This window comes from Halomonas sp. MMH1-48 (genome assembly GCF_022348105.1).
Classification (GTDB): Bacteria; Pseudomonadota; Gammaproteobacteria; order Pseudomonadales; family Halomonadaceae; genus Vreelandella; species Vreelandella piezotolerans.
The window spans coordinates 55629-69056 of record NZ_JAKRFL010000005.1; the positions used below are offsets into that span (position 1 = coordinate 55629).

Genomic DNA, 13428 nt, shown 5'->3' on the forward strand with positions numbered 1-13428 from the left:
CTTTCGATCCCTGACTTTGACTACTCTGGAAACCAAGCCATGCAACTCTCTGCTCTGACCGCCCTCTCCCCCGTCGACGGCCGCTACGGCGCCAAAGCCGCCGCGCTACGTGAACACTTCAGCGAATTCGGCCTGATACGCGCGCGGGTCATTGTGGAAGTGCGCTGGCTGCAACGCTTGGCTGACCACGGCCAAATCGTGGAAGTGCCCCCGCTCTCCGCAGAAGCCACCGCTTTTCTAGAGCAGTTGATTCGCGACTTTTCCGTGGACGACGCCGAGCGCATCAAAGAGATCGAGCGCACCACCAACCATGACGTCAAAGCGGTCGAGTACTTCTTGAAAGAAAAGATCGCAGGACAAGCAGAGTTGAACGCGGTCACCGAGTTCATCCACTTCGCCTGCACCTCTGAGGACATCAACAACCTTTCCTATGGCGTGATGCTGGCAGACGGCCTTAAAGCCTTGCTGCCGACCATGCATCAAGTCGCCGATGAAGTTGCCAAGCTGGCGATTGCCCATGCCGGTCAGCCGATGTTGTCGCGCACCCACGGCCAAACCGCTAGCCCCACCACGCTGGGCAAAGAGATGGCCAACGTGGCGTATCGCCTCAAGCGACAGCTCAAGCAGATCGAAAGTGTCGAGATTCTGGGCAAAATCAACGGCGCGGTGGGCAACTACAACGCCCACCTGACCACCTACCCGGACATCGACTGGGAAGCCAACGCGCGCACCTTCGTCGAAGGTTTAGGGTTGAGCTTCAACCCCTACACCACACAGATCGAACCCCACGACTACATTGCCGAGCTGTTCGATGCGATCTGCCGCTTTCACACGATTTTGATCGATTTCGATCGCGATGTCTGGGGCTATATCTCGCTGGGCTATTTCAAGCAGCGTACCGTAGAAGGCGAAATTGGCTCGTCGACTATGCCGCACAAGGTCAATCCGATCGACTTCGAAAACTCAGAGGGTAACTTGGGGTTGGCCAATGCAGTGATGAGCCACCTGGCACAGAAGCTGCCGATTTCGCGCTGGCAGCGCGACCTGACCGACTCCACCGTGCTGCGCAACCTTGGCGTTGGTCTGGCCTACGGCCTGATTGGCTACCACGCCAGCCTGAAAGGCATCAGCAAACTGGAAGCCAACCCTGAGCGTCTTGCAGAAGACCTGGACAACAGCTGGGAAGTGCTGGCCGAACCTATCCAGACCGTGATGCGTCGCTACGGCATTGAAAAACCCTACGAGAAGCTCAAAGAACTGACCCGCGGCAAGCGGATCGATCAGGCAGGCTTTGCTGCCTTCATTGACACACTCGAGCTACCTGAGACGGTCAAAAAGGAGCTGAAGGATCTCTCGCCTGCCAGCTATATTGGTAATGCGAAGGCCCAGGCCGAAGCCCTCAATCAGCGGCTTGCTGCACTCTAAACGACGCTCTGCGGCACTGACGTAGTGCTCACTTGAACTAGGATAACGCCATGAGTCATCACGATAAGCCACTCACCCTGTTGGGCGATTTAACGCCCGCAGACTTCTTGGCCAATTACTGGCAGCAGAAGCCACTGCTGATTCGTGGCGCTATCCCCGATTTCGTCAGCCCCATCGATCCCGACGAACTGGCAGGCCTTGCCTGCGAACCGGGCGTCGAAGCGCGGCTGGTCGAAGAGAATGGCCCCGACGGCCCCTGGCAGGTCTCGCACGGGCCGTTCGACGACGCCACTTTCGAGCGGCTGCCCGAAGGTCACTGGAGCCTGCTGGTACAAGCGGTCGACCACTACGTGCCCTCCATTGCGGCGCTGATGGACGAGTTCGACTTCCTACCTCGCTGGCGGCTGGACGACATCATGGTCAGCTACGCCCCTCCCGGTGGCAGCGTTGGGCCACACATCGACCAGTACGACGTCTTCCTCCTGCAGGCTAGCGGCCACCGCCGCTGGCAGTTGGGTGGCAAGCAGCTCGACAATGCGCCGATCATCCAAGGGATCGATCTGCGCATCCTCGAGTCGTTCGAGATCGAAGCAGACTCCGACTGGACCCTGGCACCCGGCGACATGTTGTATTTGCCGCCAGGCTGGGCACACCACGGCGTCAGCCAAAGCGATGACTGTATGACCATTTCGGTGGGTTTTCGCGCGCCCTCGGCCGACGAAGCCATCACCTCGTATGCCGATTATGTCGGCGAACAAATGTCGGACTCCCAGCGTTATAGCGATGCGGGCATGGCCCCTGCCGAGGAGGTAGGCGAGCTGGACGATGCCGCCGTCGAACGCATGCGTCAGTTCATGCTGAGCGCGCTGGATAACCCTGAGCAAGTGGCCCAGTGGTTTGGCCGCGTGATGACCCAGCCCAAATATATCGATCAAGTCGTGCCTCTCGAAGAGTCGATGAGCGAAGCCGACCTTGTTGCTCAACTACAAGACGGCGAACCTTTGTTCCATATGCCGGGGTCTCGCTTCGCTTGGCGCAGCGATGCCTCTGGCACCACGCTGTTCGTCGATGGCGACGGGCACGCCTGCTCAGAACCCCTCGCCAAACGCCTTGCCGACGCTACACCGATGTACGCAGACGTGCTGGAACTCGAGGGCGCCGCCGCTCTGGTGACTCGACTGATCAATAGCGGCAGCCTGGGCTTCATGGGCGACGACGAGGAGTAACGCTTGGAACAAAACGCCACCGTGACAAGCGGCCACTGGGAAATACTGGAAGAGCACGCTTCGCGGATCCGCCGAGTCGTCTTCATCGATGAACAGCAGGTACCTCAAGAGGAAGAGTGGGATGGCCTCGATTCGCAGTGCCTGCATTTTCTGGCCATGCTCAAAGGCGAGCCGGTCGGCACGGCCCGCCTTCTTCCCGATGGCCACATTGGCCGAGTGGCAGTGCTCGAACATGCCCGGGGGCTGGGCATTGGCTATCAACTCATGGAGGCCGCCATCCAAGCGGCACGCGATGCCGGGCACGCCCGGGCGGTGCTCAGCGCCCAGCTACATGCTCTCGCTTTTTACGAGCAGCTAGGGTTCGTTGCCCACGGCGACGTGTTTATGGATGCAGGCATTCCCCATCGTGAGATGACGCTGTTTTTGTAGTGATTCAGCGCCAATGTCGCCAAGCGCCACCCCGTGTGGCGCTTTTTTTGTGTTCCTAGTCAAAGCCATGACGAAAAACGACTACACAAACAGGGCGTTTGGCGTAGTCGCTGTCGTCGGACTACAACGCCGCGTGCCCCCAAGTGACAATTGTTGGATCTCCTTGCCTAGTCGATAGTTATTGCACTGCAGCGTTAAGGACTCTCCTCTTCGGAGACACCGACGCTGTGAAACGCAAAGCGCCACACCGCGACGTTTTATTAAGAGACGATGGGTGTAGAGACAGCGCCGCGAATTTGAATAATGCTGGAATCTATCTCGCAGGTGCAGCATAAGAACAAGCTAACGTGCGAACGACGATAACTCTGGAGGAAACAGCTCATGACAGGACTGCTCGACGATATCAAAGCCATGGCCCACCTTCGCGAAGCCCAAGGCGGCAAGTGGTCAGCCATCAAACCTGAATATGCTGCCCGTATGCGCGCTCAAAACCGTTTCCATACCGGTTTGGACATCGCTCGCTACACGGCCAAGATCATGCGCGACGACATGGCCGCCTACGATGCCGACACCTCCCAGTACACTCAGTCGTTGGGCTGCTGGCACGGTTTCATCGGTCAGCAAAAGCTCATCTCGATCAAGAAACACTTCGGCACCACCAAACGCCGCTACCTCTACCTCTCTGGATGGATGGTGGCCGCGCTGCGCTCCGAGTTCGGCCCGCTACCCGACCAATCCATGCACGAGAAAACCTCGGTCGCCAACCTGATCGAGGAACTCTACACCTTCCTCAAGCAAGCGGATGCCTGGGAACTCAACCACCTGTTCCGCGCCCTGGACGACGCCAAGGCGGCAGGCGATAGCGCTAAAGAGAAAGAGCTGATCAGCAAGATCGACAACTACGAAACGCATATCGTGCCGATCATTGCCGATATCGACGCCGGTTTCGGTAACGCCGAAGCCACCTACCTACTGGCCAAAAAATTCATTCAAGCGGGCGCTTGCTGTATCCAGCTCGAAAACCAGGTCTCCGACGAGAAGCAGTGCGGCCACCAGGATGGCAAGGTCACCGTTCCCCACGAAGACTTCCTAGCGAAGATCAACGCCGTGCGCTACGCCTTCTTGGAGCTGGGCGTCGAAGATGGCGTCATCGTGGCGCGCACCGACTCCCTTGGCGCGGGGCTCACCCAAAAGATTGCCGTCACCCATGAGCCGGGCGACCTGGGCGACCAGTACAACAGCTTCTTGGACGGAGACGTCATCGAGAACGCGGCAGACATCAACAACGGTGACGTCGTCATCAAGCAAAACGGCAAGCTGGTCAAGCCCAAGCGTTTAGCCTCGGGTCTCTACCAGTTCAAGCCGGGCACGGGGGAAGATCGCGTGGTGCTGGACTGCATCACCAGCCTGCAAAACGGTGCCGACCTGTTGTGGATCGAGACCGAAAAGCCCCACGTTGGCCAAATTGCCAGCATGGTGAACCGTATCCGCGAGGTGGTGCCGGATGCGAAGCTAGTCTACAACAACTCGCCCTCCTTCAACTGGACGCTCAACTTCCGTCAGCAGGTCTTCGATGCCTGGGAGAAAGAGGGCAAGGACGTGTCGGCTTACCAGCGCGACAAGCTGATGAGCGTCGAGTACGACGACACCGAACTGGGTCAACTCGCCGACGAGTGGACGCGCAACTTCCAGCGCGACGGTGCTCGCGAAGCCGGTATCTTCCACCACCTGATCACGCTACCCACCTACCATACGGCAGCGCTGTCTACCGACAACCTCGCCAAGGGTTACTTCGGTGACGAAGGCATGCTGGCCTACGTCGCAGGCGTTCAACGCCAGGAGATTCGCCAAGGTATCGCCACGGTCAAACACCAGGACATGGCAGGCTCCAATATCGGCGACGACCACAAAGAGTTCTTTCATGGCGACGCCGCGCTCAAGGCGGGCGGTAAAGACAACACCATGAACCAGTTTGGTTAATCCGCTCTTCGCATGACCCACAGGAGGCGCCGGCCTCCTGTTTTTTTGCACACTGCTTTCTTAATGCCTGTCTACACTATCATTGTGACCTTTTTTTGGGATGGCTGGTCAAAGCGCCACACTTCCGTTATCTTTTAACGAACGCTGTTCTAAAACGAAATAGACGCGATGTTTGGCAATTGATGAAACGCCATTGACGCGGATAGATACCCACTGGAGGTTTTAATGAAACGTTTATTACCCGTTGCCGCATTGAGCATTTTGACACTGGCTGGCTGCGCCAATACCGCGCCCTACTCCGGCGATGTTTACCGTGGTAACCAAGCGCAAACGGGGCAGAGCGTTAGCTATGGCACCATCGTGGCCGTTCGCCCCGTGCAAATTCAGGCCGATAGCCGCACCGGCAATTTGCTGGGTGGTGGCGGCGGCGCCGTGATTGGTGGCCTGCTGGGTAGCCAAATTGGCGGCGGTTCTGGCCGTCAGCTTGCCACCGTTGCCGGTGCCTTGGGCGGTGCCGTTGCCGGTACGGCCGCAGAAGATCGCGCCAACCGGATCAACGCACTGGAAATGGAAATTCGTCGTGATGATGGGACGGATGTGGTCGTCGTGCAAAGCGCCGATCGTCAGTACCAAGCAGGCCAACGGGTTCGTTTGATTGGCAGCGGTGCCAACCTGAGCGTTGCGCCTTACTAGCACCAGAGGTGCCCACTATTCGCCCGACGCTATACGCGTCGCGGCTCGTCAAAACAACAGCCCGGCCGATTTGGCCGGGCTGTTGTTTATTCAGCTATTTGACGATTCGAACCCAGGAGTGGACTCGATGGCTCGACTTAGTGGGCCATGCTGCTTGCCCAATTGGCGAGCTTCACGATGATCAAGCCAATCACGGCTAGCAAGATCGCCACCAGCAGCACGTCTACCGGGCGAATCAGTGTCGTTGCGCCCAGTACGGCCAACGCCGCTACCCACAGGTAGCGGTTGTCACCATGGCTTTTCAGCACCTCGGGCAGCACTTTGTCCAACCCTTGGCTAACGCCGCTTTCCCAACGTTTATTAGCAAAAAATGCAATCAGCGCGAAGGCGACAACCCAAATAAAGAAGATGGTCATAACGGACTCCAGCGAGTGTATGGCAGGTTAAAAATGGGTGGATGTAGGGTATCCCTGCACACCCCTAGGCGCAATAGCGCTAAAGGCGTGTGGGTGGAAAAACCCCGCCGCCCCCCTGACAAGCCGCTCCACACGCGTTACCATGTTGGGACATGCACTCACCGAAAGGTTATTCAATGCAAATTGCGCAAAACTCGGTTGTCGCGTTCCACTATACCCTGACCAACGATGCAGGTGAGGTGCTAGACAGTTCCGAAGGCCGCGAGCCGCTCACCTATCTCCACGGCGCTGGCAACATCATCCCAGGCCTGGAAAAAGAGCTCGAAGGCCGCGCTGCTGGCGACAAACTGAACGTCCAAGTCGCTCCGGAAGAGGGCTACGGTGAAGTTCAAGAACAGCTGATGCAAGAAGTGCCGCGCGATGCGTTCCAAGGCGTCGAGAGCGTCGAGCCCGGCATGCAGTTCCAAGCCCAGACCCAGGGTGGCCCGCTGATGGTGACCGTCAAGAAAGTCGAAGGCGATACCGTCGTCGTCGATGGCAACCATCCGCTAGCAGGCCAGCACCTCAACTTCGACGTTGAGATTGCGACCGTTCGCGAAGCTAGCCAGGAAGAAGTCGAGCACGGCCACGTGCACGGCGAAGGTGGTGTCGAGCACTGAGCGACTCGACGCGATCAAGGGGCGGCCACTGGGCCGCCCTTTTTTATGGATATCAGGTTTTCAAGTGGGCATTAGCGCCCTATTCGTCAGGAATCAGTACGAGCTGGCCGTAGCGCACGCTGCGCGATGACGTCACCTCATCGGAGAACTGCTTCAGTGCGCTCCCCTGCCCCTTCAATAGCGCCACCTCCAGACAACTATCGTGATTGATGTGCACGTGCAGCGTCGAGAGCGTCAAGTCGTGATGATCATGGGAGTGGCGAGTCAGCCGCTTGGAAAGATCTCGCGCCGCGTGATCATACACGTACACCAGCGCTCCCATGCACGGCGCATCCGGTGCAACCTGCTCTTTAGCCTGCGTCAGCCCGCTGCGGGTGAGATCACGAATCGCCTCCGAGCGATTTTGATAGCCGCGCAGCGCCATCAGCGCGTCGACGTCGCTTAACAGCTCTTCATCCAGCGTTACCGTTACCCGCTGCATACCCTCTCCTTCGCCGATCTCTCATTGTGCATCGCCGCAACTTCCAGCGTTGATAGTATGATGTTATTGTAAAAACATCATATCAGCAGCCTTAAAAGGTGTCTTATGCGTCGCTCTATCATACTGGCTCTAGCAGCCACATGCGTAGCGCTAAGCGCGCCTGCGTTGGCCAAAGAGCAGCTAGTGCTAGCTATTGGCGGCGAGCCGGAACAAGGCTTTAACCCACTGCTGGGCTGGGGGCAGTACGGCAACCCGTTGTTTCAATCCACGCTACTCACCCGTGGCCAAGATTTGACGCCGCAACCGGGGCTGGCGACCGAGTGGTCGCTGTCTGACGATCGCCTCACCTGGACGCTCACTTTGCGTACGGATGTGCGTTTTTCCGATAACACCCCGCTCACCGCTGACGATGTGGCCTTCACCTTCAATGCCGCCGCAGAGGCGGGTGGCCGTGCCGATCTCAGTGCACTGGAGAGCGCCCGAGCCATCGACGGCAACACGGTTGAACTGACGCTAAAGGCACCGCGCATTACCTTTATCGATCAACTCATGACGCTGGGCATCGTGCCTGATGCTGACCGGGACAATGGCTATCGCGAGGGTTACGGCAGACAGCCGTTAGGATCCGGGCCTTACCAGTTGGTTGAATGGCAAGAGGGCGAGCAGCTGATTGTTGAGCGCAACCCCTACTTCTATGGCCCCACGCCCATCTTTGAGCGCCTGGTGTTTTTATTTACCGATGAAGCCGCCACGCTCAGTGCCGCCCACGCCGGTGAGGTGGATCTCGCCGCGGTGCCACAAGCACTGGCGAACAACCTCCCCAGCCAAATGCAGCGGGTCATCATGAAGAGTGTGGACAACCGCGGCATTCTGTTTCCTATGCAGCCCGATGAAGGCGAACAGGCTGCCAACGGCGCTCCGATCGGCAATGACGTCACGTCTGATCTCGCCATCCGTCAGGCGGTGAATCTTGCCCTCGACCGCGAAACACTGGTGGACGTAGCGCTCAACGGTTTTGGACGTCCGGCCTTTGGCCCGGCGGACGGCCTGCCCTGGAGCCAAGAAGGCGAGAAAGTGGCGGCGCCCAATTTAGCACGCGCTAATGCCCTACTCGATGAAGCAGGCTGGGTTCGCCAGGACGAAGACGGGCTGCGTTTTAAAGATGGCCAGCCAGCACGTTTTCGACTGACGTACCCATCGAGCGACACCACGCGCCAACAGCTCGCCCAAGTGAGCGCTGAGATGGTGCGACCGCTTGGCATCGAGATGCAGCCCACCGGCCGCCACTGGGACGAAATTCAACAGGAAGCCCTCCATCAAGATGCCATTGTGTTTGGTTTTGGCAGCCATAGTCCGCAGGAGGTGTACTACCTGTTTCATAGCGAGCATGCCGGATTTGGTTTCTACAACAGCGGCTATTACGCCAACGAGACCGTGGATAAACACTTCGAGGCCGCCCAGGCCGCAGCAACGCCGGAAGCGGCCAACCCACACTGGCAAGCGGCGCAGTGGGATGGCGACACCGGCTATGGGTTGCAGGGTGATACCAGTTGGGCCTGGATGGTCAACCTTGCCCATGTGTATGCCACCCACCGCTGCCTCGATCTGGGTGAGCTGGGCGTGGCCCCCCACGGCCACGGCTGGCCGATAACAGCTAACCTGCTGGAGTGGCGCTGGTCGTGCGACTAGCCGCTTGGTTCACGGCACGCCTACTGCGGTTGGTGCTGGTACTACTTTGTGTCGCGGCCGTCTCGTTTGGGCTGATGATGCTCTCGCCCATCGACCCTGTCGATGCCTATCTTGGCCCGCAGATGGCCCAGGTAAGCCCGGAACAGCGGGCCTTGATCGCAGAGCAGTGGGGGTTTGATGCGCCTGCTATGGTCCAATTTAGCCACTGGCTGCGCCAGCTGCTCAGCGGAGAGCTGGGCTGGAGCCATATCTACAACCAGCCGGTCAGCGAGGTCATTGGCCAGCGCTTCCAGCGCTCGTTCTTCCTGCTATTTGGCGCCTGGCTACTCTCACTCGCCCTGGGGATGCTCCTGGGCATCGCGGCAGGCAGCAAAGAGGGCGCTTGGCTTGACCGTCTGATTAGCGGCTATGCCTATATCACCGCCTCGACGCCCACCTTTTGGCTGGCCATGCTGGCGCTGCTGCTCTTTTCGGTCACCCTCGGCTGGACACCCACCTGCTGCGCCGGCCCCATGGGCGTTCTCAGGCAAGAGGTGGGCCCACTGACGCGTCTACATCACTTGATCTTGCCGATGGCGACACTGGCGCTGCTGGGTATGGCGACGATCACACTGCACACGCGTGCCAAGATGGTGGCGTTTATGCGCTCGGAGACGGCGCTGCACGCCTTTGCACAAGGCGCAAGCCGCTTCGATATCGCTTGGCGTCATGGCCTTCGCCATGCCAGCCTGCCCGCCATCACCCTGGCGTTTGCCTCTCTCGGCGAGCTGTTTGGCGGTTCCCTACTAATTGAGCAAGTCTTTGCTTATCCCGGGCTTGGTCAGGCCACTGTAGCGGCGGGTTTAAGAAGCGATGTGCCGCTGCTGCTCGCGATTGCGCTGTTCACCGCGCTGTTTGTCAGCATGGGCAGTCTTATCGCCGATGGCCTTTACCAGTTAGCCGACCCGCGCATAGCGCAGGGGCAGCGATGAACCGCCAACCGCGCCTACTGGCAGCAGGCTACGCAGCAATGCTCTGCCTACTGGTGGCACTGCTGCTCAGCCACCATGTCTGGCTAGGTGATACGCCTTTTCACATGCAATTTGAGGCGCGCTTAATGCCTCCTAGTGCCATCCACTGGCTGGGAACGGATGCGCTGGGCCGGGAGCTATGGGCACGCACGCTGGCCGGTCTTGCTCTGAGTTTTTGGGTAGGTCTTAGCGCCGCACTACTAGGCACGCTGATTGCCGTAAGCCTGGCGAGCCTAGCGATGCTGTCATCAACGCTAGATGCCCTGGTCAGCCTGCTGATTGATACGCTGCTAAGCGTACCGCACCTGATTTTACTGCTGCTGATTGCCTTTGCCCTCGGCGGCGGAACCCAGGCAGTGATTATAGCGGTCGCACTGACCCACTGGCCCAGTCTTGCCAGGGTGCTGCGCGCAGAGCTATTGAGTGTACGCCATGCCCCGTACGTAGCCATGTCGAAAGCATTCGGCAAACCCCACGGGTTTATTGTGTGGCACCACCTGCTGCCCCATTTACTGCCTCACTGCTTGGTCGGCGCACTGCTGCTGTTCCCCCATGCCATTTTGCATGAAGCCGCTCTGACCTTTTTGGGCGTTGGCCTGGACCCAACCCAGCCCGCCATTGGCGTACTACTGGCCGACGCCATGCGCTATCTCACTGGTGGCTACTGGTGGCTTGGCGTGTTTCCGGGGCTGGGCTTACTGCTCATGGTGCTGGCCATTGGGCGTTTTGCGGCCCTGCTGCGCCAAGCGCTGTAAGGCGATACGGTCTACCTGAGGAGTTTGCCATGCTGCATATCGAACGGCTGACCCTAGAACTGCCCCATTACCCCCGCTGGTGGCAAAGAGAGTGGGCCACCTGTATCGACGCGCTATCGCTGCACATAGCAGCGGGCGAAATACACGCGGTGGTGGGGGCATCAGGCGCAGGGAAAAGCCTGCTCGCCTACGCCATTATGGGACTGCTGCCGTCGGCGGCTAAGATGAAGGGAACGCTGCATTTTCACTCAGCGCCTTTAACCCCTGCGCGCCAGCGCCAGCTACGCGGCCGTCAGCTAGCGCTGATTCCCCAATCACTAAGCGCCCTTGACCCTCTCGCTCGTAGCCAGCAACAGGTACGCTGGGCTGCCCAGCGCGTGGGGTTTGAACACCCCGCCGCCGATCAGCGTGCCGAGGCGCTGCTCGGCCACTACCAGCTTAGCCACGCCGCCGCCCTCTACCCCCATGAGCTCTCGGGTGGCATGGCCCGTCGCGTACTCATCGCCATGGCCCAAGTGGGCAACGCGCACCTAGTGATTGCCGATGAGCCCAGCGTGGGTCTAGACCCCACACAGCGCGACCGCGTACTGGCAACGCTAAAGGCCATGGCACTCGAGGGCAAAGCAGTATTGCTGATTACCCACGACCTTCGCCATGCCCTGCCCATTGCCGACCGCGTCACCGTGATGCGACACGGTAAAGGCCTAGAGACCGCCCCCGCCAAAGCGTTTCAGGGCCAAGGGGAACGGTTAACCACCGCTTATGCACGCGCCCTCTGGCACGCGCTGCCGGATAACGCCTTCAGCACGCTGCCAGTCACCGCCTTGCGACAGGAGCCAACGCTTGCTTGAAGCCCATGGTGTCTCGTTTCACTTTCCTTCCGGCTTGCCACTCCTGAAAGGAGTTACCCTTCGGCTTGCACCTGGCGAATGGATCGGGCTCAGCGGCGACTCTGGGGCAGGAAAAACCACCCTGGGTAAACTGCTGGCAGGTCAGCTAGCCCCCCACGAGGGCCAAGTGACCATTGACGGCGCGCCGCTACCTAAGCAAGGCTTAAGCCCTGTACAGTGGCTTCCGCAGTCACCTGAGCTGGCGGTCAACCCGCGCTGGCGGGTAGGCAAGATAGTGAGAGAGGCATGGACACCCCCCGATGCGCTGATGAAAGCGTTTGGTATTGAGCCGCACTGGCTCAAGCGTTTTCCCAGCGCCCTCTCTGGCGGAGAGCTACAGCGTGTATGCGTACTTCGCGCACTCGCCCCCGGCGTGCGCTACGTGGTGGCCGATGAAATCTCAACCATGCTGGATCCCATCACCCAATTGACCCTTTGGCAGGCGCTGCGCGCCCACGCGGAACGCCACAACCTGGGCGTGCTGGTAATCAGCCACGATACGGCGCTGCTAAAGCGCCTGTGCCATCAACGGTGGCATTTGGCGGGTGGGCAATTAACGGCTGGTACGGCGCTCGAAGCGCCATAGGCCCACGCTAATGAACAGCGTCACGCAAAGCAGCAGCCACGAACCGATCGCCACGCCCTGCCACTGCGACCAGCGCCAAAAGGGCTCCAACCAAAAACCGCCAATGCTGGCACCTAGATAGTAAAACACGAGATAGAGCGCTGATGCGCTACCCCGCGCTCCTTGGGCATAGCGCCCCACCCAGCTAGACGCCAGCGAATGCGCCATAAAAAAGCCAAAAGCGTTAATGGTCAAACCCAATATGATCAGTGCCAGCGAGTCCGCCAAGGTCACAGCCGTCCCCAGCATCAGAATCACGATGCCTGCGCTAATACAGATGGCAGGTGAAAAACGCCCCGCCAACTTGCCGGACACCGTCGAACCAAAGGTACCGCCCAGATAGGTGAGAAAAATCAGCCCTAGACCGCTGGCCGCCAACTGATAAGGCGCATCCGCTAGACGAAAAGTGATATAGCTGTATTGGTTGATAAAAATCAGAAAGTTGATGCCGCCTAGACAGTAGGCGGCGAGCAGCACCGGTGAGCGCAGATGTCCTAGCAGGTCTGTCACTGCGTCACGCAAATGAAAACGTTTGGGCACGAAGGCTTGGCTGTTGGGCAGTAGCCGCCAGAAAAGCACACAGCCAACCAGGGTCATGGCTCCCACAGCAATAAACGCTGCCGTTGGCCCGCCGATGGCGGCGGCACCACCGCCAACGATACGTCCGCTGATACCGCCCAACGAATTGGCGCCGATATAGAGCCCGACGGCGCTCAGCAGAGCCGTCTTGTCGAACTCATCGCCCATCCAGGCAATGGCCACCGCAGGCAAACCTCCGAGCACGAAGCCTTGCAGCAAGCGCAGCAACAGCAAACTTTCGAAGGACGGCGCAAAGGCCAAGGCAAGCGACAGGCCACCGGCCAGAAGCAGCGTAAACCGCATGATGGCTTCCCGACCAATCGCGTCGGAGAGCGGCCCAAACACCAGCAGCGCCAAGGCCAGCGAGAGTGTCGACACCGACATCAGCAGGCTGACACCTAGCGTCGACACGCCATAGGTCTCTTTGAGTCCAGGCAGCAGCGGCTGCGGTACGTACAGGTTGATGAACACCAAAAACGACCCTAAACAGAGGGCCGCCGTCGCGCGCCACCAGGCGCGCGTCTTTGCTTCAATCATGGCCTTTCCAACGTGAACGGACGCTCACGGCGAA

14 protein-coding genes are annotated in these 13428 nt (G+C 59.3%); 11 read left to right on the forward strand and 3 right to left on the reverse strand.

Annotated elements, in window-relative coordinates; all coding sequences use genetic code 11:
* The first annotated feature begins 39 nt into the window (after nt 1–39).
* The 5 genes from purB to MHM37_RS06770 all read left to right on the forward strand — a co-directional run bounded on the left by purB (nt 40) and on the right by MHM37_RS06770 (nt 5753).
* Nucleotides 40–1425 carry an adenylosuccinate lyase gene (gene purB / locus MHM37_RS06750; RefSeq protein WP_139525467.1) on the forward strand — a complete coding sequence of 462 codons (1386 nt, stop codon included), beginning with the start codon at nt 40–42 and terminating at the stop codon, nt 1423–1425.
* Between the two features lie 50 nt (nt 1426–1475).
* The gene (locus MHM37_RS06755; protein ID WP_153842325.1) at nt 1476–2651 is read left to right on the forward strand and encodes a cupin domain-containing protein; all 1176 of its coding nucleotides are present in this window, start codon (nt 1476–1478) and stop codon (nt 2649–2651) included.
* Nucleotides 2652–2654: 3 nt separating this feature from the next.
* Nucleotides 2655–3080, forward strand: coding sequence for a GNAT family N-acetyltransferase (locus MHM37_RS06760; RefSeq protein ID WP_139525465.1), 426 nt, complete (start codon nt 2655–2657; stop codon nt 3078–3080).
* Nucleotides 3081–3461: 381 nt separating this feature from the next.
* Entirely contained in the window at nt 3462–5060 is a 1599-nt protein-coding gene (locus MHM37_RS06765) for an isocitrate lyase (RefSeq protein ID WP_239285124.1), read from the forward strand.
* A gap of 225 nt (nt 5061–5285) precedes the next feature.
* Complete coding sequence (locus MHM37_RS06770; RefSeq protein ID WP_054641192.1) at nt 5286–5753, forward strand: glycine zipper 2TM domain-containing protein; 468 nt, start codon at nt 5286–5288, stop codon at nt 5751–5753.
* Nucleotides 5754–5890: 137 nt separating this feature from the next.
* On the opposite strand, the gene MHM37_RS06775 is transcribed toward MHM37_RS06770, so the two are convergent.
* Complete coding sequence (locus MHM37_RS06775) at nt 5891–6169, reverse strand: hypothetical protein (protein ID WP_239296092.1); 279 nt, start codon at nt 6167–6169, stop codon at nt 5891–5893.
* A gap of 176 nt (nt 6170–6345) precedes the next feature.
* Here MHM37_RS06775 and MHM37_RS06780 point away from each other — a divergent pair, with 176 nt between their 5' ends.
* On the forward strand, nt 6346–6828 hold the full coding sequence (locus MHM37_RS06780) for a peptidylprolyl isomerase (RefSeq protein WP_139525462.1): 483 nt from the start codon (nt 6346–6348) through the stop codon (nt 6826–6828).
* Between the two features lie 79 nt (nt 6829–6907).
* On the opposite strand, the gene nikR is transcribed toward MHM37_RS06780, so the two are convergent.
* Nucleotides 6908–7309, reverse strand: a complete 402-nt coding sequence (gene nikR / locus MHM37_RS06785) for a nickel-responsive transcriptional regulator NikR (protein WP_139525461.1) — start codon at nt 7307–7309, stop codon at nt 6908–6910.
* 105 nt (nt 7310–7414) lie between these two features.
* Here nikR and MHM37_RS06790 point away from each other — a divergent pair, with 105 nt between their 5' ends.
* From MHM37_RS06790 to MHM37_RS06810, 5 genes are read left to right on the forward strand one after another with little or no spacing between them, the layout of a single operon-like run.
* Entirely contained in the window at nt 7415–8998 is a 1584-nt protein-coding gene (locus MHM37_RS06790) for an ABC transporter substrate-binding protein (RefSeq protein ID WP_239296094.1), read from the forward strand.
* The gene (locus MHM37_RS06795) at nt 8989–9969 is read left to right on the forward strand and encodes an ABC transporter permease (RefSeq protein WP_239296096.1); all 981 of its coding nucleotides are present in this window, start codon (nt 8989–8991) and stop codon (nt 9967–9969) included. Before MHM37_RS06790 ends, MHM37_RS06795 begins: the two co-directional genes overlap by 10 nt.
* A complete protein-coding gene (locus MHM37_RS06800; protein WP_239296097.1) occupies nt 9966–10763 on the forward strand; it encodes an ABC transporter permease in 798 nt (265 codons plus the stop codon). Before MHM37_RS06795 ends, MHM37_RS06800 begins: the two co-directional genes overlap by 4 nt.
* A 29-nt stretch (nt 10764–10792) precedes the next feature.
* A complete protein-coding gene (locus tag MHM37_RS06805) occupies nt 10793–11614 on the forward strand; it encodes an ATP-binding cassette domain-containing protein (protein ID WP_239296098.1) in 822 nt (273 codons plus the stop codon).
* On the forward strand, nt 11607–12239 hold the full coding sequence (locus MHM37_RS06810) for an ATP-binding cassette domain-containing protein (RefSeq protein ID WP_239296099.1): 633 nt from the start codon (nt 11607–11609) through the stop codon (nt 12237–12239). Before MHM37_RS06805 ends, MHM37_RS06810 begins: the two co-directional genes overlap by 8 nt.
* Here MHM37_RS06810 and MHM37_RS06815 read toward each other — a convergent pair.
* Nucleotides 12207–13394 (reverse strand): MFS transporter, encoded by a 1188-nt coding sequence (locus MHM37_RS06815; protein WP_239285111.1) that lies wholly within the window; start codon nt 13392–13394, stop codon nt 12207–12209. The two genes, MHM37_RS06810 and MHM37_RS06815, sit on opposite strands and share 33 nt — an antisense overlap.
* Between the last annotated feature and the right edge of the window lie 34 nt (nt 13395–13428).

Excerpts from the sequence above, each read along its gene's own strand:
- MHM37_RS06775 (WP_239296092.1), bottom strand. The coding sequence starts at position 6,169 with ATGACCATCTTCTTTATTTGGGTTGTCGCCTTCGCGCTGATTGCATTT.
- purB (WP_139525467.1), top strand. The coding sequence starts at position 40 with ATGCAACTCTCTGCTCTGACCGCCCTCTCCCCCGTCGACGGCCGCTAC.
- MHM37_RS06765 (WP_239285124.1), top strand. The coding sequence starts at position 3,462 with ATGACAGGACTGCTCGACGATATCAAAGCCATGGCCCACCTTCGCGAA.
- MHM37_RS06805 (WP_239296098.1), top strand. The coding sequence starts at position 10,793 with ATGCTGCATATCGAACGGCTGACCCTAGAACTGCCCCATTACCCCCGC.
- MHM37_RS06780 (WP_139525462.1), top strand. The coding sequence starts at position 6,346 with ATGCAAATTGCGCAAAACTCGGTTGTCGCGTTCCACTATACCCTGACC.
- MHM37_RS06790 (WP_239296094.1), top strand. The coding sequence starts at position 7,415 with ATGCGTCGCTCTATCATACTGGCTCTAGCAGCCACATGCGTAGCGCTA.
- MHM37_RS06755 (WP_153842325.1), top strand. The coding sequence starts at position 1,476 with ATGAGTCATCACGATAAGCCACTCACCCTGTTGGGCGATTTAACGCCC.
- MHM37_RS06800 (WP_239296097.1), top strand. The coding sequence starts at position 9,966 with ATGAACCGCCAACCGCGCCTACTGGCAGCAGGCTACGCAGCAATGCTC.
- MHM37_RS06770 (WP_054641192.1), top strand. The coding sequence starts at position 5,286 with ATGAAACGTTTATTACCCGTTGCCGCATTGAGCATTTTGACACTGGCT.
- MHM37_RS06815 (WP_239285111.1), bottom strand. The coding sequence starts at position 13,394 with ATGATTGAAGCAAAGACGCGCGCCTGGTGGCGCGCGACGGCGGCCCTC.
- nikR (WP_139525461.1), bottom strand. The coding sequence starts at position 7,309 with ATGCAGCGGGTAACGGTAACGCTGGATGAAGAGCTGTTAAGCGACGTC.